19 protein-coding genes and 1 tRNA gene are annotated in these 19709 nt (G+C 37.2%); 13 read left to right on the top strand and 7 right to left on the bottom strand.

Annotated elements, in window-relative coordinates:
- Positions 1 to 80: 80 nt before the first annotated feature.
- The 5 genes from LVD15_RS13585 (at position 81) to pth (ending at position 3093) form a co-directional block, all read left to right on the top strand.
- Positions 81 to 662 (top strand): DUF4136 domain-containing protein, encoded by a 582-nt coding sequence (locus LVD15_RS13585; RefSeq protein WP_233780862.1) that lies wholly within the window; start codon positions 81 to 83, stop codon positions 660 to 662.
- 86 nt (positions 663 to 748) lie between these two features.
- Positions 749 to 821: transfer RNA gene (locus LVD15_RS13580), tRNA-Gln, on the top strand.
- A gap of 58 nt (positions 822 to 879) precedes the next feature.
- The gene (locus LVD15_RS13575) at positions 880 to 1812 is read left to right on the top strand and encodes a ribose-phosphate pyrophosphokinase (RefSeq protein WP_233780860.1); all 933 of its coding nucleotides are present in this window, start codon (positions 880 to 882) and stop codon (positions 1810 to 1812) included.
- A 35-nt stretch (positions 1813 to 1847) separates the two neighbouring features.
- The gene (locus tag LVD15_RS13570) at positions 1848 to 2447 is read left to right on the top strand and encodes a 50S ribosomal protein L25/general stress protein Ctc (protein WP_233780858.1); all 600 of its coding nucleotides are present in this window, start codon (positions 1848 to 1850) and stop codon (positions 2445 to 2447) included.
- An 85-nt stretch (positions 2448 to 2532) separates the two neighbouring features.
- Complete coding sequence (pth, locus tag LVD15_RS13565) at positions 2533 to 3093, top strand: aminoacyl-tRNA hydrolase (protein WP_233780857.1); 561 nt, start codon at positions 2533 to 2535, stop codon at positions 3091 to 3093.
- Positions 3094 to 3151: 58 nt separating this feature from the next.
- Here pth and metG read toward each other — a convergent pair whose 3' ends face one another.
- A complete protein-coding gene (gene metG / locus LVD15_RS13560) occupies positions 3152 to 5245 on the bottom strand; it encodes a methionine--tRNA ligase (protein ID WP_255763401.1) in 2094 nt (697 codons plus the stop codon).
- Positions 5246 to 5356: 111 nt separating this feature from the next.
- Positions 5357 to 7438 carry a tetratricopeptide repeat protein gene (locus tag LVD15_RS13555; RefSeq protein WP_502798042.1) on the bottom strand — a complete coding sequence of 694 codons (2082 nt, stop codon included), beginning with the start codon at positions 7436 to 7438 and terminating at the stop codon, positions 5357 to 5359.
- 389 nt (positions 7439 to 7827) lie between these two features.
- On the opposite strand from LVD15_RS13555, the gene LVD15_RS13550 reads away from it, so the two are divergent.
- The 5 genes from LVD15_RS13550 (at position 7828) to typA (ending at position 10783) form a co-directional block, all read left to right on the top strand.
- Positions 7828 to 7974, top strand: a complete 147-nt coding sequence (locus tag LVD15_RS13550) for a hypothetical protein (RefSeq protein ID WP_233780855.1) — start codon at positions 7828 to 7830, stop codon at positions 7972 to 7974.
- A 37-nt stretch (positions 7975 to 8011) separates the two neighbouring features.
- On the top strand, positions 8012 to 8158 hold the full coding sequence (locus tag LVD15_RS13545; protein WP_233780855.1) for a hypothetical protein: 147 nt from the start codon (positions 8012 to 8014) through the stop codon (positions 8156 to 8158).
- Between the two features lie 37 nt (positions 8159 to 8195).
- Positions 8196 to 8342, top strand: a complete 147-nt coding sequence (locus tag LVD15_RS13540) for a hypothetical protein (RefSeq protein ID WP_233780854.1) — start codon at positions 8196 to 8198, stop codon at positions 8340 to 8342.
- 45 nt (positions 8343 to 8387) lie between these two features.
- A complete protein-coding gene (locus tag LVD15_RS13535; protein ID WP_233780853.1) occupies positions 8388 to 8558 on the top strand; it encodes a hypothetical protein in 171 nt (56 codons plus the stop codon).
- Positions 8559 to 8977: 419 nt separating this feature from the next.
- Complete coding sequence (gene typA / locus LVD15_RS13530; RefSeq protein ID WP_233780852.1) at positions 8978 to 10783, top strand: translational GTPase TypA; 1806 nt, start codon at positions 8978 to 8980, stop codon at positions 10781 to 10783.
- An 85-nt stretch (positions 10784 to 10868) separates the two neighbouring features.
- On the opposite strand, the gene bioB is transcribed toward typA, so the two are convergent.
- Positions 10869 to 11864: a biotin synthase BioB gene (gene bioB, locus LVD15_RS13525; RefSeq protein ID WP_233780851.1), complete on the bottom strand. Its 996-nt coding sequence runs from the start codon at positions 11862 to 11864 to the stop codon at positions 10869 to 10871.
- A gap of 81 nt (positions 11865 to 11945) precedes the next feature.
- On the bottom strand, positions 11946 to 13697 hold the full coding sequence (gene sppA, locus LVD15_RS13520) for a signal peptide peptidase SppA (protein WP_233780850.1): 1752 nt from the start codon (positions 13695 to 13697) through the stop codon (positions 11946 to 11948).
- A gap of 184 nt (positions 13698 to 13881) precedes the next feature.
- Between sppA and folK the strand changes: the two genes are divergently transcribed.
- Positions 13882 to 14367 (top strand): 2-amino-4-hydroxy-6-hydroxymethyldihydropteridine diphosphokinase, encoded by a 486-nt coding sequence (gene folK, locus LVD15_RS13515; RefSeq protein ID WP_306416958.1) that lies wholly within the window; start codon positions 13882 to 13884, stop codon positions 14365 to 14367.
- Here the strand turns inward: folK and fabD are convergent.
- From fabD to LVD15_RS13500, 3 genes are all read right to left on the bottom strand, one after another.
- Positions 14364 to 15239 carry an ACP S-malonyltransferase gene (fabD, locus tag LVD15_RS13510; protein WP_233780849.1) on the bottom strand — a complete coding sequence of 292 codons (876 nt, stop codon included), beginning with the start codon at positions 15237 to 15239 and terminating at the stop codon, positions 14364 to 14366. The genes folK and fabD overlap by 4 nt on opposite strands.
- A gap of 77 nt (positions 15240 to 15316) precedes the next feature.
- Positions 15317 to 15754 (bottom strand): thiol-disulfide oxidoreductase DCC family protein, encoded by a 438-nt coding sequence (locus LVD15_RS13505; RefSeq protein WP_233780848.1) that lies wholly within the window; start codon positions 15752 to 15754, stop codon positions 15317 to 15319.
- Positions 15733 to 18591 carry a T9SS type B sorting domain-containing protein gene (locus LVD15_RS13500; RefSeq protein WP_233780847.1) on the bottom strand — a complete coding sequence of 953 codons (2859 nt, stop codon included), beginning with the start codon at positions 18589 to 18591 and terminating at the stop codon, positions 15733 to 15735. The genes LVD15_RS13505 and LVD15_RS13500 overlap by 22 nt, the downstream gene beginning before the upstream one ends.
- Positions 18592 to 18752: 161 nt before the next feature.
- Here LVD15_RS13500 and LVD15_RS13495 point away from each other — a divergent pair, with 161 nt between their 5' ends.
- Both LVD15_RS13495 and LVD15_RS13490 read left to right on the top strand, forming a co-directional pair.
- On the top strand, positions 18753 to 18995 hold the full coding sequence (locus LVD15_RS13495; RefSeq protein ID WP_233780846.1) for a hypothetical protein: 243 nt from the start codon (positions 18753 to 18755) through the stop codon (positions 18993 to 18995).
- A gap of 3 nt (positions 18996 to 18998) precedes the next feature.
- Positions 18999 to 19679, top strand: coding sequence for a hypothetical protein (locus LVD15_RS13490; protein ID WP_233780845.1), 681 nt, complete (start codon positions 18999 to 19001; stop codon positions 19677 to 19679).
- Positions 19680 to 19709 lie beyond the last annotated feature (30 nt).

Raw genomic sequence — 19709 nt, 5'->3', positions numbered from 1 at the left:
AAACATTTCAGATTAAATGTTATTAAAACAGGGCCTATTATATTATATTTATATAGGCTCTGTTTTAAACCTCATTAAGTATGAAATCACGCTCTCACTTCCTATCCATCGGAATACTATCTCTAATATTAGTATCGTGCTTCTCTTATCGTGAACTACCTGTAGAATATGACTACAGCTACAAAGGTCGTTTTGACAAATACAGTAGTTATGACTTCTTGCTGCAGGCAGAGAACCAGGAACTAGCCTCTAACGGCGAGGTAATCAAGAGGGCGATAGAATCTCACATGAAATTTCTTGGCTATAAAAGAAAGGACAACAAGCCCGATTTACTACTATCTTTCAGGGTGTTTGTAGACAGCCTGAACTTCAGAGGTTACAACCAACCTAAAATAGAAGACTGGATGACCAAGCAAAATCGTGACCTTGAATACAACCGATTAAAGATTGGTATGAAAGAAGGCACCCTGCTTATTCAGATTTTTGACAGAAAACAAAAAGCTTCTATCTGGCAAGGCTATGCTACAGACTACTATGGCCGTGTAAACTTTTCTGACATTAGAGACGTCAATAACGCCGTAAAATCCATTCTAAACAAGTATCAGTTCTTCGCAGACGGCTTCATGGAAGAGCAGAAAAAGATACTTTCTCAGACTCCGTAAAATATTTTTAAAAATTTCTACCCGGAAGTTTTCATTTTTAAAAATTAATACTACTTTTGCCATCCCAAAAATGAGGGAAACAAGATTGCCCGATGGTGTAACTGGCAACACGTCTGATTTTGGTTCAGAAGAGTCTAGGTTCGAGCCCTAGTCGGGCAACTCAGGCGGACATTATATAGTCCGCCTTTTTTGTTTTAAAAATGCCAAACTTAAAAAGATGTCATCAGTAAAGATCTTCTCCGGAAAATCAACTCAATACTTGGCTGAAAAAATTGCTCAGTCATACGGTAAGCCTTTAGGAGAAGTCACGCTTCAGAAATTTAGTGACGGTGAAATGTCTCCTTTCTTTACTGAATCTGTAAGAGGAAGTGATGTCTTTTTGATACAATCAACTTTTCCCCCTGCTGATAACTTTTTGGAATTACTTTTACTTATCGATGCTGCTAAAAGAGCTAGCGCTAAGTATGTAACTGTAGTGGTTCCTTATTTCGGTTATGCACGTCAGGACAGAAAAGATAAACCAAGAGTAGCTATAGCAGCCAAGCTCATGGCTAACTTATTATCAGCCGCAGGCGCAGACAGAATTATGACTTGTGACCTTCATGCTGATCAGATCCAGGGATTTTTTGATATTCCTTTAGATCACTTAGATGGTACTTCAATATTTATTCCTTACATCAGATCTCTGAAATTGGAAGATATCATTTTTGCTTCTCCTGATGTAGGTGGTGTAAAAAGAACCAGAAGCTTCGCTAAGTTCTTTAGAGCTGAAATGGTAGTTTGTGATAAGTACCGTGAAAAAGCCAACGAAGTAGCATCTATGAGACTTATTGGAGACGTAGAAGGCAAAGACGTAGTAATGATAGATGACCTAATAGATACCGGAGGCACTATATGCAAAGCAGCCGCTCTTTTAAAAGACAAAGGAGCTAAATCTGTAAGAGCAGTAGCCACTCACCCGATACTATCTGGCAAAGCCTACGAAAACATAGAAAACTCAGAGCTGGAAGAGCTGGTAACTACAGACACCCTGCCTCTGAAACAAGATTGCTCTAAAATAAAAGTACTCAGTGTATCTGACCTTTTTGCTAAAGCAATCAGAAAAATACATGATCATGAGTCTATCAGCTCATTATTCATCCGTTCTTAAGAATTTTATTTACTCACATATAAATTATAATTACAATGAAAACAGTTGAGGTTATAGGGTATAAAAGAGCAAATCTCGGCAAATCAGATTCCAAGAAGTTGCGCGCAGAAGGAAATGTTCCTTGCGTAATTTATGGTGGTGATGAGCAGATACACTTTTATGCACCAATGATTCTTTTCAGAGAATTAGTGTACACAGATGAAGCACACTTTGTGCATTTGAACATTGAGGGAGATGAGTATCAGGCTATCTTACAAGATATCCAGTTTCACCCAGTAAGTGAAGTAATTCTTCATGTTGACTTCTTGCAAATCTTCGAAGGAAAAACCATTAAAATGGATATTCCTGTTCATTTCGAAGGAGAATCTCCAGGTGTAGCCAAAGGGGGTACTCTTATTAAGAAAAGAAGACACTTAAGAATTCAGTCGCTTCCTAAGCATATGCCTGAGCATATCACTGTAGATCTTAGCGGCTTAGACTTCGGAAAAGCTATAAAAGTACAAGAGATCGCAGAAGATAACTTCGAAATCCTTGATACTAAAATCGCTTCTGTAGCTGTAGTAGAAATACCAAGAGCACTTAGAGGTAAGCAAACTGCTGAAGCAGAAGAAACTGAAGCAGAAGAGACTGAATAAGTCTAACAAAATTCATTTAAGAAAATCCTGCTCTCTATGGGCAGGATTTTTTAGTTTAACCCCCTCCTTATTATTTTAAAAAAGCATGAAGTACTTAATAGCAGGTTTAGGAAACATTGGCGCAGAGTATGAGCTAACCAGACATAACATCGGTTTTCTTACACTAGACAGAATGGCTGACGTGCATGGCTTTAAATTTAACAATGAGCGTCTGGCTGAGAAAGCAGAATTTAAGTATAAGTCGAGGCAGATACACCTAATAAAGCCTACCACCTATATGAACCTGAGTGGTAAAGCTGTTAACTATTGGCTTAAAGAGCTTAAAATACCCAAAGAGAACCTATTAGTATTAGTAGATGATATTGCTATTCCTTTTGGCAACCTGCGTCTGCGCATGAAGGGATCAGCAGCAGGACATAATGGGCTTAAAAATATTGAACAGCTTACCGGAGGCAACAACTACTCTCGTCTAAAGATGGGAATTGGTGATAACTATGCTAAAGGTCAGCAAATAGATTATGTACTAAGTCCATTCACAAAAAAGGAATTTGAAGAGCTGCCTTTTATTATGGATAAAGCTATTGATATGACCCTCTCCTTTTGCACCATTGGAGCAACAAGAACCATGAATGAATTTAATGATTAATAAAAAAGGGTGTTTAGTAATACCAAACACCCTCTATTATATTTTCAGCTTATAATTATTAACTTATTCCTGATCCAGGATTCACCTTTTCTGAAGGCTGCACAAATCTTAATGTACCATCAGTATCTTCAGCCATCAATATCATTCCCTGAGATTCTACTCCCATCATTTTTCTAGGGGCCAAATTCACTAAAACAGACACCTGCTGACCTATCACCTCTTCGGGTGAATAATGCTCAGCAATACCACTTAAAATGGTCCTCTTGTCAATCCCTGTATCTACCAACATCTTCAATAGCTTTTTAGATTTTGGCATTTTTTCAGCTTCAAGAATAGTCCCTACTCTGATATCAATTTTCATAAAGTCATCAAAATTGATCTCAGCCTTTACATTAGATTCTGCCGGAGCAGCCTCTTGTTCTTTAGCTACAGCAGCTTTTACTTCCTGCTCATTAGTTTTTTTAGTTGCCTCTAGTTTATCCATCTGCTTTTGCACTACGTCATCTTCAATTTTCTCAAACAATAATTCAGCCTCTCCTATTTTATGACCATCAGGCAGCAAATCAACAGATCCGGCATCGGCCCACAGCTTTCCTGAAAAGTTTAAAATGCCATTTAATTTATTGATAGTTTTAGGTAAGAACGGCTCCCCTACAATCGCCAGATTAGCGGCGATCTGAAGACCTATATTCATAATGGTCTTCACTCTGTTAGGGTTGGTCTTTATCAACTTCCAAGGTTCAGTATCAGCCAGGTATTTATTTCCTGTTCTGGCTAAATCTATAAACTCAGACATTGCTTCTCTAAATTTAAATGCATCTAGCGCATTAGCTATTTTCTGAGGAGCAGCCTTTACCTTCTCAATGGTTTCCTTGTCTATATCAAACAACTCTCCTTTTTCAGGAATTTCGCCTTCATAATACTTATTAGTAAGCACTACTGCTCTATTAATAAAATTGCCGAATATAGCTACCAGCTCACTGTTATTACGAGTCTGGAAGTCTTTCCAGGTAAAGTCATTATCCTTTGTTTCAGGAGCATTAGCACATAACACATACCTAAGTACATCTTCTTTACCAGGCAAATCTTCTAAAAACTCATGCAGCCAAACCGCCCAGTTTTTAGATGTACTAATTTTATTTCCTTCAAGATTTAAGAACTCATTAGCAGGAACATTATCTGGCAATATATAATCACCATCTACATGCAATATGCTTGGGAAGATGATACAGTGAAACACAATATTATCCTTACCAATAAAGTGAAGTAATCTTGAGTCTTTATCCTTCCAATATGGCTCCCAGTTTTTACCATTTTGCTCAGCCCACTCTTTAGTAGCAGAAATATAGCCGATAGGTGCATCAAACCAAACGTATAGCACCTTGCCTTCAGCTCCTTCTACAGGCACAGGCACTCCCCAGTCCAGATCTCTGGTCATCGCCCTGGGCGCTAAACCACCATCTAACCATGACTTACACTGGCCATACACATTAGTCTTCCACTCTTTATGATCTTCCAGTATCCACTCCTTCAACCAAGGCTCGTACTTATCCATAGGAAAATACCAGTGCTTGGTTTCTTTAAGCACAGGTTCATCTCCACTTAAAGCTGACTTAGGATTAATTAATTCTGCAGGACTTAGAGATGATCCACACTTTTCGCACTGATCTCCATAGGCCTGATCGTATCCACATTTAGGGCAAGTACCTATGATATATCGATCAGCCAAAAACAGCTTACTCTTTTCATCATAGTATTGCTTAGAAGTTTGCTCCTCAAACACTCCCATGTCATAGAGCTTTTTAAACATATCCATTGAAGTCTGCTTATGCACTTCGGATGATGTTCTGGAGTAAATATCAAAGTCGATCCCAAATTGCTCAAAGGAATCTTTAATCAGGGTATGGTATTTATCTACAACCTCTTTTGGCGTTACTCCTTCTTTTTTTGCTCTTAAAGTAATAGCAACACCATGCTCATCAGATCCGCAGACAAAAACTACATCTTCCTTTTTACTTTTCAGGTATCTTACATAAATATCAGCCGGTACGTACACCCCTGCCAAATGCCCAATATGTACAGGGCCATTAGCATAAGGTAATGCGGCGGTAATAGTATGTCTTTTAAAGTTCGTATCAGTATCTTGCATCATTTATCAGAATTAATGCTGCAAAGATAAAATTTCTTAGCTGTTTATTAACTAACAAGCAGGAAAGAGGCGGAAACATCCGCATTCTATTTTGATATATGGAAAATCAAAATCTTAAGAATTCGAAAATCTGACGGTAAAGCAAGTAAATCCTTCTTCTGTTCTTTTTAAAGAAATATCACCTTCTAATTTTTCTACAGCCAATTTTACCAGATAGAGCCCTAAGCCCGCTGAATCTCCCATTTCTGAAGCTTTAGAGAAAATCTCAAAAATTTTAATAGAAGCCTTATCCTCAATACCTATTCCATTATCAATCACTCGTATTTCTACATCGTCGGCCTTTAACTTCTTCACAGTAATATGTACAAATGAATCTACCCGACTGGAGGTATTATAGAACTTAAAGGCATTACCTATGAGGTTATTTAAAATTATCTTAAGCAATTCTACATCACTTTTAAAGTAAAGATGATCATCTATCTCTTTGCTTATTTTAACCTTCTTGCCCGATTGATTCTTCTTCTGTTTAACTATTACATTTTCGATCAGGTCATTAAAATCAACCCTTTCTTCTGTAATTAATGAATTGTTGATCTGATTTATAATCAACAGTTTGGAAAGAATCTCATTGAGTTTTTTAGCTGTACTACCGAGCTTCTTAAAATAATCAACCGCCTTTGCATCTTTTATATCAATTAAAGCCACATTACAAATACCTTGTAAAGTTGCCAGCGGCCCCCTTATATCATGAGAAGTTTTATAGATAAAATTATCCAGCTCATGGTTAGACTTTAAAAGTGCCGCATTAGAATCTTTTAACTCTTTAGTTCTGTCTCGCACCTTTTCTTCCAGCTTCACATTTATATCTGTCAGCTCATGATTTTGCCTTTCAATAGTTTCATTAGCCTCAGACAATTTTTCATTCACCTTACGCCTATGGAAATTATTTCTATACAGAATAACCAGGATAACCAACGCCAGAAAAATAATAATGCCCGAAAGCAGTAGCAAGGTAGTTCTTCGTGATATTTGAGACTGCTGCATACTAATAGTCTCCATATTCTCACGCTCCTGATATTCAATCTGAATCTTAGCCAGATTTTGGATTACTTCTTCATTTAACACCTGACTATTTAATGAATCATATCTCCTTTGATAATAGTAGGCTTCTTCATACTTTTTACGCAAAGCATTTATTTCTGCTAACAATTGATAATTATCTCTTATCCATGTCCTATATCTTAAATTCTCTGCCCCTCTTAAACTTTTCATCAAGTAAGATATAGCCCCTTCAGTATTTTGCTCCGCTAAAAGAACTTTAGCTAAGAAGTGATCATTAATGACATGATACATTTGAAAATCATCATCAATAGCCAATTTATTTGAAGCCTCAAAATACATCTTAGCCTTCTTAATCTCTCCTAACGAATAATACGCTATTCCTGCTCCATTGTAGGCTTCTATTTTCATCCGATCTTCACAACCTACCTCACAAAGAGCCAAAATCCTATCAAAAAACTCTAAGGCCTCTTTATATCTATTTAACTCAGAATAACATAAACCTAAATTGATAAGGATACTTTCCAAATCTGTATCATCACCTATCTCCTTCTTTATCTTCAAAGCACGATCAAAAAAATTAATCGCCTTATCAAAATCTCTAATCTTATAATAAACCAGACCGATGTTATTACAAGAAATAGCCACTTCTACCAAATTCCCTTCACGTTCTCTAAGCTTAAGTGATTCTAAATGATACCTAAGAGCATCATCATAGTTACCAAAGAAGTAATTAGCATTACCGAGATTGTTTAAAATGTACTTTTTGCGATCATCAAAGCCATTTTCATTAGCTATTTGCAAAGACTTATGATAGTGCTGAACAGCATCCTGATAATATCCTTTACGCTCATAAACCCACCCAATACAAAATTCCGCTCGAGAAATTGTCAAACTATCGCCTACATATGATGCATATTCACTCGACACCCGAGCATAAATCAAAGCAGAATCAAGATCTATATTTCTATAGGCTACAAAAAGTTGCCTAGCAACTTCTGCTTTACTCTTATAATTGACTTTTTTCAATTGCGTCTTCAAAGAATCAACATCACTCTCCCCATAAACTACTGAACTGCAGAAAAAAGCAAAAATTAAGACAAGGGTTTTTATAAATAACTTATTCAAGAAACACACAAGTAAGTTTTAGTTAACAGTTGATTATTTTTTAGCAATTCATTCTATCATTTTTGTCTCTCCTTCACACTAAAACAAACATCAACCAAGTAAGGATAAGTAATTATACATGTAATATTTTACCCATAAATAAGGCTTTTAAATAGTGACAGCAATAAATTAAAACAAAAATCAAAAGAAGTCTAAATCTAAAATCAATTATAATATGAAAAGCAAACTATTTACAATTTTAACACTGATTTTATTATCAATTATCACTTATGCCTGCTCCGAAGAGGAGGTAAAACCAACAAGCCTGTCCAGACACGAATCCGGAGACGGATCTGCTATCTCCGAAACTGGTGGATTTTAATTACTGAACTCAACTTACTTATAAACTGAACTCGAACATGAAAAAATTAATCTTAATCACTCTATTAGCCATTCCTGTAGCTTCAATGTTCTCTTCTTGCAACGAAGAAGAAGTGACTCCTCAAACTGAAGCAAGACACGTATCCGGAGACGGATCTGCCATCTCCGAAACTGGTGGATTTTAATTACTAAACTCAACTTACTTATAAACTGAACTCGAACATGAAAAAATTAATCTTAATCACTCTATTAGCCATTCCTGTAGCTTCAATGTTCTCTTCTTGCAATGAAGAAGAAGTGACTCCTCAAACTGAAGCAAGACACGTATCCGGAGACGGATCTGCCATCTCCGAAACTGGTGGATTTTAATTACTAAACTCAACTTACTTATAAACTGAACTCGAACATGAAAAAATTAATCTTAATCACTCTATTAGCCATTCCTGTAGCTTCAATATTCTCTTCTTGCAATGAAGAAGAAGTGACTCCTCAAACTGAAGCCAGACACGTATCCGGAGACGGATCTGCTATCTCCGAAACTGGTGGATTTTGATTACTGAACTCAACTTACTCACAACCTTATAAACTGAACTCGAACATGAAAACTAAACTTATAATAACGACCCTCGCACTAGCAATCATAGCCAGCTTCTCTTTCATCACGGTAAAAAGGGAAAATATATCTAAAAACACGAAACAGAAGAGCCAGAAACACACCTTAGCCAAGCCCATGAGTGGGTTTACCATGGAAGATCAGGGGCAATTTTAACAAAAACCTAACATAAGCCTGAATAGCGCGCACAAGGCTTATTGTTCATCATTTCAACAAAAGACTTATTCTTGAAAAAAACTGAATAACAACTGGTTATGAAAACACAATCATAAAAAAGATCAGATCGAGGGAAGTAAAATTTTCTCCACGACATAAGGTTACCTTGTAAAAGCTACGAGTATATACTTAATTATATACTCTTAGTTATTTATAGTACACACCCACTTTGTAACAATAGTAAGTTTTCTTATAATCAATTAAACAAATCTTTGATTTTCTTGTCACACCTCGTAAATAGTCTTTTGCTTCAAAAACATGAAACTTATTTACACAAATAAATGTATGGCTTGTAAAATTGAATTTCGATAACATTTGTTTGCTTTTAAATTATTAGCTTTGCAGCTCAATTTCAGTCTATGCAAAATATTAGAAATGTAGCTATTATAGCTCACGTTGACCACGGTAAAACTACCTTGGTTGACAAAATTATCCATGCCTCAAAAATATTAAGAGAAAATGAAGAGTCAGACGACCTTATTCTTGATAACGAGGACTTAGAAAAAGAAAGAGGCATTACTATCGTGTCTAAGAACGTTTCCGTTCGATACAATGATGTAAAGATTAACATCATAGACACTCCTGGTCACGCCGATTTTGGAGGAGAAGTAGAAAGGGTTTTAAAAATGGCCGATGGTGTAATACTATTGGTTGATGCATTTGAAGGCCCTATGCCACAAACACGCTTCGTACTAGGTAAAGCCCTTTCATTAGGTCTTAAACCAATAGTGGTTGTAAATAAGGTGGATAAAGAAAACTGTCGTCCTGACGAGGTTCATGAGCAGGTTTTTGACCTGATGTTTAACCTGGACGCTACAGAAGAGCAGCTAGATTTCCCTACTTTGTATGGTTCATCTAAACAAGGATGGATGAACACAGACTGGAATCAGCCTACTGACAACATTATACCTCTTTTAGATGCTATAGTGGAATTTATACCACCAGCACCGCAAAACGAAGGTGTACTACAAATGCAGGTTACTTCACTTGACTTCTCATCTTATGTAGGAAGAATAGCCATTGGTCGTATTAACCAAGGTATTGTAAAAGAAGGTGACACAGTAGGTTTAACTAAAGCCGATGGTAGTGTAAAAAGACAAAAAGTTAGAGAGGTTCATATTTTTGAAGGATTAGGCAAAAAGCGTGTGCCAGAGGCCTCTTCAGGTGAAATATGTGCTTTAGTAGGTATTGAAGATTTTGAATTAGGAGATACAGTAACCAGCCTGGAAAATCCTCAACCTCTTCCTCGTATTGCTATTGACGAGCCTACCATGAGTATGTTATTTACTATTAACAACTCTCCATTCTTCGGTAAAGAAGGTAAGTTTGTGACTTCAAGACACCTTCGCGATCGTTTATACAAAGAAACTGAGAAGAACTTAGCTTTAAGAATAGAAGACACTACTTCAGAAGACAGATTTAATGTATTTGGAAGAGGTATTCTTCACTTATCTGTATTAATTGAAACAATGAGAAGAGAAGGCTACGAATTACAAGTAGGTCAGCCTCAGGTTTTAATTAAAGAAATAGATGGCGTAAAACATGAACCTATAGAGCACTTAGTAGTAGATGTACCTCAAGAAACATCTGGAAAAGTGATAGAGCTAGTTAGCGCTAAAAAAGGTGAAATGAAGATCATGGAACCTAAGGGTGACTTACAACACCTTGAGTTTGACATCCCTGCAAGAGGAATCATAGGCTTAAGAAATAACATCTTAACAGCTACTGCTGGAGAAGCTATCATGACTCACAGGTTCAAAGAATATGCTCCTTATAAAGGTGAGATCCCTGGTAGAATCAATGGATCTTTAATTTCTATGGAATCAGGTCCTTCTACTGCTTACTCAATTGATAAGCTTCAGGACAGAGGTATTTTCTTCGTAGATCCGGGTGAAGATCTATACATGGGCCAAGTAATTGGTGAGCACTCAAGAGACAATGACCTTGTTGTAAACATACAGAAAGGTAAAAAGCTTACTAACATGAGAGCTTCAGGATCTGACAGCAACGCAAAAATTGCTCCCGCTAAAAAATTCTCTTTAGAAGAAGCTTTAGAATACATTCAAAAAGATGAATATCTTGAAGTTACTCCTAAATCAATGAGAATGAGAAAGATTTATCTTAACGAGAGTGATAGAAAGAAAATGAGTAATAAAGAAAATTAATCCTTTCTTTATCTTTCGATATAAACATTAAAAAAGCCCGAATTGCGGGCTTTTTTAATGTTTAATATTTTGGTGGTCAATAAACTTAACCTGGTATTTTCTCAAACTTCACGGTAGCTTCGCCTTTATGGGCTTTTCTAGGCTTTAAGTTTAAAACCTGAAACATCTCTTCGTCCACTACTACATCATTATTAGGTGTAGTTAATAATTTATCTCCTGCGAAGATAGAGTTAGCTCCTGCCATAAAGCATAAAGCCTGCTCTTCCATATTCATCTTCACTCTACCTGCAGATAATCTCACCATAGCCTTAGGCATAATAATCCTGGCAGTTGCTATCATTCTGATCATCTCCCAAACAGATACTCTAGCTTGCTCAGCCAAAGGTGTACCTTCAACAGGCACCAAAGCATTTACAGGAACAGATTCAGGGTGTTCCTCCAGAGTAGCCAAGGTAAGTAACATACCTATTCTATCTTTATCTCCCTCTCCCATTCCTATAATTCCGCCAGAGCAAACTGATATTTTGGCTTTTCTAACGTTATCTATGGTTTCTAATCTCTCATCATAACTACGAGTTGAGATTATTTCTTCATAATGCTCTTCACTAGTATCCAGGTTATGGTTATAGGCATAAAGACCTGCATCTTTAAGCTTCATAGCCTGATCTTCAGTAAGCATACCCAAAGTACAGCAAACCTCCATATCCATAGCATTAACCCCTTTCACCATATCAAGTACGCGGTCGAAGTCTTTATTATCTCTCACCTCTCTCCAGGCAGCACCCATACAAAATCTGGTACTACCAGCATCCTTAGCCTCTTTTGCCTTCTGCAACACCTCTTCTGTAGGCAACAACTTATGCACTTTCACATCAGTTTGATAACGCGCAGCCTGAGGACAATAGGCACAATCTTCAGGACAGCCCCCTGTCTTCACAGAAAGCAATGTACACACCTGAACTTCACCCGTATCATGATACTCTCTATGAACCGTAGCTCCACGATAAATCAAGTCTAACAGTGGTGAATGATATATTTCACTAATTTCTTCTCTAGTCCAATCGTTACGTATTTCAGTCATTTGGTAGTAGTTTAAAGACTCAAAGTAAGCACATAAGAATTAAAAGGCCTTTAGCTTTATCTAATAATTTTGATCAGAATACTAATTTAGATTCAATTCATATGGTAATCTGGCCTGAACCCCTTTCAAGTTCTCAGTTTTTTTGAGCATTTCAAAATAAGGATATAACTCTCCCAGTTCAGCCTTTATAGCCTCCGATTTAGTATCTCCTTCAAGCTCCTTAAAGAACTCCTCAAAAATAGATCTTTGTTTAGGGTAATATCTAATTTTGTAATCATCCTGAACCCCTGCAGCATTAGCCGCTATTTCTATGGCATCATCAAAATCACCTAGAACATCGACCAAGCCATTGGTTTTCGCTTGCTCTCCAGTCCACACACGGCCGGAGGCCACCGCTTTAATAGCCTCAACACTCATACCTCTTCCTTGAGCAGCCTTGGTGACAAAAGTTTCATATCCCTTATTGATATCTTCTTGTACTATCGAACTTTCCTCTTCGGTTAATGGTCTGGTTACAGTCATCATTCCAGAATATTTTCCGGTGTTAACCTCTTCATTAGTAATTCCTAATTTTTCATTTAGAAAATCCTTAAAATTAAAGATCACTCCAAAAATACCGATGGAACCAGTTATGGTGTTAGGCTGAGCTACAATAGTATCGCAAGCCATACTCATATAATAACCTCCTGAAGCCGCTACATCAGACATAGAAGCAATAACAGGCTTCATCTCACTGGTCAATTTAATCTCTCTCCACATGATATCAGAAGCAACGAAGCTACCTCCCGGAGAATTTATTCTTAGCACCACCGCTTTTATCTCATCATCCTCGCGAGCCTTTCTTATTTCTTTAACAAATGCGTTTGAGCCAATATTATTGATATCTCCTTCTCCTGACACAATTTCACCAGAAGCAACGATTACTGCCACTTCATTATCAGAGCTTTTATAATTACTAAAACTCTTTTTATACTTCTCATATTTCACTAGCGAAAGGTCCTTATCAGCATCAATGCCTATTTTTTTCTTCAAAAAGGAAATTACCCCATCATAATAAGTGAGGCTATCCAAAAGCCCATATTTCACGGCATCTTCAGGTTGCCTGGCGAGCATTTCATCTGACATCTGTTTTACATCAGCTTCTGACAAGCCTCTGCTATTTGCTACATTAGCTATTAAATGATTGTTTACACTATTTAACATAGAAGTAAGCTGAAGCCTGTTCTCCTCACTCATATCAGTTCGCATGAGAGGTTCAACAGCACTTTTAAATTGCCCTACTCTAAAAATTTGAGGTTCCACTTTCAACTTATCAAATAAGCCCTTCAAGAAAGTAACATTGGCAGATAACCCATTAAATTCTAAATCTCCCTCAGGGTGCATATATATTTTATCAGCCACTGAAGAAAGGTAATAAGCACCTTCTGTATAGTATTCGTTATATGCCACCACAAATTTGCCTGAAGTTTTGAAGTCTTCCAGAGCTAACCTAATTTCTTCTATAGTGGCAGTACCCGCATTTAACATGGGCGTTTCTAAAAATATACCTTCTATATTCTCATTGGTTTTAGCATCAGCTATTACCTCTTTCAGCTGTACCAGCCCCATTGAGCTAGCCGAACTGGCCACAAATCCCACTTCCCCAAAAGGGTTTTCAAACTCCACCTCTGAAATAGGCTTATTCAACTTAAGATGTAGAATACTTTTTGATGAGACCTTAACCGTCTCTTCTGCTGACATAACCGAAATAACGCCTACAAAAACCAATGTACCCAGTACACTGAAGATCACCAGCGCTAAAAATGAGGCTAGAAAGTTTCTTAAGAATTTCATTAATATCTATTATTTAAAAGTTTAGTAGTAGCAGCTCCCGCCACTGGCTCAATATCAAATATAAACTATTCGTTAGAGGAGCCACTCCATCCTTAGAGGAACGGTCATTCTACCTTATAATCTAACAAAAATAGGAACTAAACAATACATAAATAGTGGCAGATTTCTATTTTTGAGCAGATTTATGATGGAAGGAATATATTTACTCTTAGGTTCAAATTTAGGTGATAAGAAAAACATGTTAGAGCAGGCTAGAAAGCTGATATCACATGAAATAGGCACCATTATCAAAGCGTCTGCGCTATACGAAACTGCCGCGTGGGGCAAGGAAGATCAACCTTCATTTTACAATCAGGTAGTAGAGGTTAAATCTACACTATCTGCGGCTGATATTTTGAGCCAGATTCAGAAAATAGAAACTGATCTTGGTAGAGTACGATTGGAGAAATGGGGCAGCAGAGTCATTGATATTGATATTCTTTATTATCATGACGCGGTAATTAATGATGAAAACTTAAGCGTTCCTCATCCGGGAATACCAGACCGCAAATTTACTCTAGAGCCTTTAGTAGAAATAGCTCCCAACTACATTCACCCTGTTTTAAAGGTCAGTAATCAGGAGCTACTTATTAAATGTAGTGATTCTTTAGATGTAAAAAGAATTGATTAGCTAACACCGCTAACCTCTACACCAGAAGCTATTTTTTTCACTAGCCCTTGTAATACTTTTCCAGGACCGCATTCTACGAATTCCGTAGCCCCATCAGTTACCATTTGCTGTACAGACTGAGTCCATTTTACAGGAGCCGTAAGCTGTGCTATTAAATTTGTTTTTATCACTTCAATATCAGATGCTGGCTGAGCATTCACGTTCTGATATACAGGACAAATAGGAGTTGAGAAGGTAGTCTCTTTTATAGCAGCCTCCAGCTCCACTTGCGCAGACTCCATCAATGGTGAGTGGAAAGCACCTCCTACAGCTAAAGGCAATGCTCTTTTTGCGCCAGCCTCTTTAAGCTTAACACAAGCCTCTGCTACTGCCTCGTTAGAACCAGAAATTACAAGCTGACCTGGGCAGTTATAATTAGCTGCTACTACTACACCGTCTATAGCAGCACATACTTCTTCTACAGCCGCATCTTCTAAGCCAAGCACAGCGGCCATAGTAGAAGGGTTTTTCTTACATGCTTTTTGCATAGCCTGAGCACGCTGAGAAACCAGCTTGAGTCCATCTTCGAAAGTAAGTGTTTTATTGGCTACCAACGCAGAGAATTCTCCCAGCGAGTGACCAGCCACCATATCAGGAGAGAAATTTTCTGCCTGAGAAGCTAATACTACAGAATGAATAAAAACAGCAGGTTGTGTCACATTGGTTTGCTTCAAATCATCTGCTGATCCTTCAAACATTATATCAGTGATTTTAAACCCAAGAATATCATTAGCAGTTTCAAACATGCCTTTGGCCTGCTCATTGTTTTCATACAACTCTTTACCCATTCCTGTAAACTGAGCTCCCTGTCCTGGGAATACAAATGCCTTCATATTATAATTAATGGTTGTGTTTAAAATAGATTTTCGACCTTACAAGTCAATAATTAGAAGGCAAAAATAGAAGATTTTTAATAAGCATCTAAAAAACGTTGCTTTAACTCTGGAGTAGGTATTCTACACTGGTCTTTTCTGCCAAACCATTTATAGCGATAGCGGGCTATAATGTCATAAAAAAAGTCTCTCAAAAAAGAAGGGAAGACATAAAAAACAGACAACAGCTTTAGCTTACCTCCCAAGCTGGTAAGTATTTTCAGAGCTGCATCACTCTTCACTAATAATTCTCCATCACTTTTTAATAAAGCCACAGAACTCAACCTTGATGGATCGAAATCATAGTTTTTAAGTAATTTTTGAGACTGATCAGATTGTAAAGAGGCGAATACATACTGCTTTTCTGTATCTCTATCTATAATGTAGTTAACAAAACCGTTGCACAGATTGCATACTCCGTCAAAGAATACTATATCCTCCTTATTTGGCTCTATTATCTCATTATGTGTATCCATCCTTTCATCTGTTGTTTAGCATTAGATGGGTCTACTACATCAAAAGTCACATCAGCCAGGTAATAATATACTCCTGAAGATAAGTTTGCTCCAGACTCATCTCTACCATCCCAGTTGATATAAATACCATTTTCAGAGCCAGCATTTCCTTCATAGCGATATACTTCTTTACCCCATCTGTTAAATACAGTAAAATCTACTGACTTAACGAATCTGGCGCATTTAGTAGGATCCAATACTTCACCACATTGTGATATCACATTGCCATTTTCATCTTGCATGCTACCTTCTTGCCCGTAAGCACTAAACACATCATTACAGTTATCATTATTTGGGGTAAGTAAATTAGGTAACTCATAATGAGGACAGTTATCAATACAAAATGACTCACTAAATTCACTGATATTACCAGATCGATCTACTGCCCTAACCCTATAACAACCTTTATAAGAATCAAGATTTCTATGAGTAAAAGAGGTAGTTTCTACAGTTGTTAATAATTCAAATTCGGATTCAGTGCTCTCTGCATAATACACTTCATAGTAAGACACATCATTACTTTCACACTCTCCTTCAAAGCCAACTTCCCAAGATAATTCATTCTCAAATTCAGTAAAACCACAAGAATTACTTTCACAATCAGGTTGTGAAATAGTAACTACGGGCTGGCAAGGAGGTACTGTATCACTTGGCTGTGCACATACAATCTGCGAGTAATTTAACAAAGGTGAATAAATATCAGGATTACCATAAGTACCTTTTGTCATAATACGATAGCAGTACATTATATCATCTCTAAGCTCCGTATTATCAAATTGGCCAGAATCAACATACACGTATCCATACTGAGTCACATCTACTTCATCAATCAGCACTAACTCATCTTCGGTAGCTCCTTCTTCTCCTCTAAAAATTAGGTGCCTACTATCTTCCGGTGGATCCACAATGGTATTAGACCATGGTACCACAGCTTCCCATTCCAGCCTTATCCTTTTTAGCTCAGGTACGGGTGTAAGCCTTACACTTGAAGCCTTAGTAGCTGTACCTTCTGAGGGGATCTCATCCGCCCCATCCATGAGTACTACTTCATAATTATAAGAAAGATCTGTGGTATTAAGACCAGTATCTACGTAGGTTGTTAACACAGGATCTGTACTAGTCACCACTATATTATCTTCTACCATTATTCGATTGGCACTACCTGTTTGACCTTCAGACCTATATATTCTATAATTAAGAGGCGCAGTCAGGGATCCTAAATCAAATGGCTCTCTCCATTCAACTGTAATTTCACCTGCTACTTCGTCAGTTACGTCTACACTTACTCTGGTAATAACTGGCTCGGTGGCTAACGTAGGTTCTGAGCAAATTTCATTGGAAACAATACTCTCCCCCCCATAAGGACTTGGGAAAGTAGCCACTAATCTATAACAATACTTAGCTCCTGGAGAAAGATCATTATCTCTGTATGTAACTGACATAGGATCAACCTCTGTTAACAGCTGATACCCTGCCTCTTCTCTTATACCTGTTTCACAGTCATCCGGTTCGTATGGATTACTATCTACCCTTCGCCAAATCTGTATCTGATCAGCATTCTGACAGGTGTATTCATCCCAATCTAAAACTATACTTTGGTTCTCCTGATTAGCGGCGACCAGTTCAGGTGCTGGACCGACCACCGTAATATTCCAAGTAGCAAAACTCACCAATGAAGGGCCTTCAGGAGGATTATCTGATACTTTAAAAGTTACTTGATAAGGATTAAGATTGATATCTTCACAAGAGGTTTGCCATGTAAAATCCGCAGTTAGGGGAGAATTTCTAAAAACGGAATCTGGCTCTAAAGTAGCTCCTCTGTCAAAAACAACAGAAGCTGCCTCTATTTTTACCTGATCACCATCAGGATCAGTGCCAATTATAGCCTCTTCTACTGACTCACCAGCTTCCACACATATATCTTCTGGAATGATAAGCTCCGGTCTTTCATTCTCACAATCTTCTACTATAATTTGCATATCTCGGGTTACAAAGCCCATAGGCACCCACTCGCCGGCTAGAAATCTCCATTCTCTGACCACAAAGGCAATATTATATTCCCCAATGGCTCCAGGAGAATCCCAGGTTAAATCACCAGTTATCGGATCTATTTCGAAATCCGGTGGTCCATCCATATTTTCGTTAGCATCAGCATAACTATTATAAAACTGCTGATCATTTGGATGCTCATAACCATTAACATCAGTACCTAAATTCATTTTAGGGGTAACTAATTCATAAGAAAGGCTATCACCATCAGGATCATAAGCACCAGGGTTATGGTAAAATGCAACACCAGGACAAGCCCTATCAATTGGTGGGATAAGTAAGACCGGAGAATTATTACATCCCACAAAAGGATCAATAAAAATCTCTGTCTCTACATAAAAGGTGGTATTAACAGAGTTGTTAATATTAAGTACCCCTTCATTTCTATTTGCCTCAACGTAACCTATTTTATATCTTCCTGCTGAAGAATATGAGTGAACCGTGGTAAAGCTGGCAGTTCCTACCTCTTGCCCTAAATCACCCCTTGAAGTATTATCTATTTGCGGAAGCTGAATAGGATCGCTACCATCACCAAAGTCCAATAATCCTTCTCCAAATCTAACATCTGAGCCGGTATCAGTATACACTATTATAGTGATCTCGTATCTATTAGCATCACAGGAAATTCTTCTAACAATTATTTCTCCGGCCCTCAGGTGGGTAGCCTGCACTTCGTTAGCAAATGCCACAAATAATGACAGGAATGAAAAAGCCGTAAATCTTATTATATTCTTAATGTAGCTACTCACAAAAACAATGAAATGATTCTGGTTATATTGAACATTAAATTTAAGGAATAAGTTACAGAAATTTTAGAATTTAATTTGGGTATAGCTTATTTTAAAAATAAATCGTATCGGTCTAATAAGCCATTATTAACTATACTTGTAGTAAGAAAAAGAAGAAACAGATGAGAGTAGTAGGAGAAATTCCCCATAAAGATTGTAAGATTACTTTATTTCATTGGAATGGAAAGTACATCATAAAAATAGAGCAAGGCAGTATGGAACAGTCTTTTAAGATCAATGAACTTGACATTACAGGAGAAGATGATCTTAAGGAAATAGTAAGTGAAGAGTTTGTACAAGACGTATTAAAAAACTTCAGAAATATGTTTCAGGTCTTTTCTAAAGCTATCAGCAAAGTACTGTAAATTATGCACATTGGTGATGAGCCTGTAATTGCTTTTTGTTATCTACGAAAGACAAATGATCTCAAAAATGCTTGCTTCCTCTCAAAAAAACACCTCTTTGTTAAAGAAAAAGGCATATTAAGTCCGTTCCCTCTAGAAAGCGTGCAGGACACCTCTTTTGGGCACCGATTAATATTATTACCTCTGGTGATTGGGGGCATTTTAACTCCCTTAAGCCTACATGCTCTTTTTCATCATTATTTCAATATCTGGTTATTGTTTTCATTAGCTTTTATTGGCGTTATTCTTATTTATTATGGAATACAGGGAACCAATGTATTTACGGTACATACTGCCATAAAAAACTATGACTTCTTTATCCCCTCGTCTACAGTACACCTGAAAAGCTTCTCTTCTTACGTGAGAGTATATCAAAGAAATAAAGAAGCGCTTGATTTCTACTATTTTATATATCCAAAACAGCTATGGCAACAAGCACAAAAAATCGGGGAATTTATACCAGATAAACCAATAAGGTTGTATTTTAACTATCAAATGAAACAAGTAAACATGAGGCATGATGAAGTAGTACTTTCCTTTCCTAGTGGCAGGGCTCAGGTATCATTTCGCAATGCAGCTAACAATGAAGAGCTCATACCTGTTATTCATCACAAGATTCCTTTGGAATATATAAAAGAGGTATAGCCTCTATTTTGTAGTTTCCTGTATATTTGA

Source organism: Fulvivirga maritima (genome assembly GCF_021389955.1).
GTDB classification, from domain to species: domain Bacteria; phylum Bacteroidota; class Bacteroidia; order Cytophagales; family Cyclobacteriaceae; genus Fulvivirga; species Fulvivirga maritima.
The sequence above is the reverse complement of the archived record's forward strand: the minus strand, read 5'-3'. Positions and strand labels throughout refer to the sequence as shown.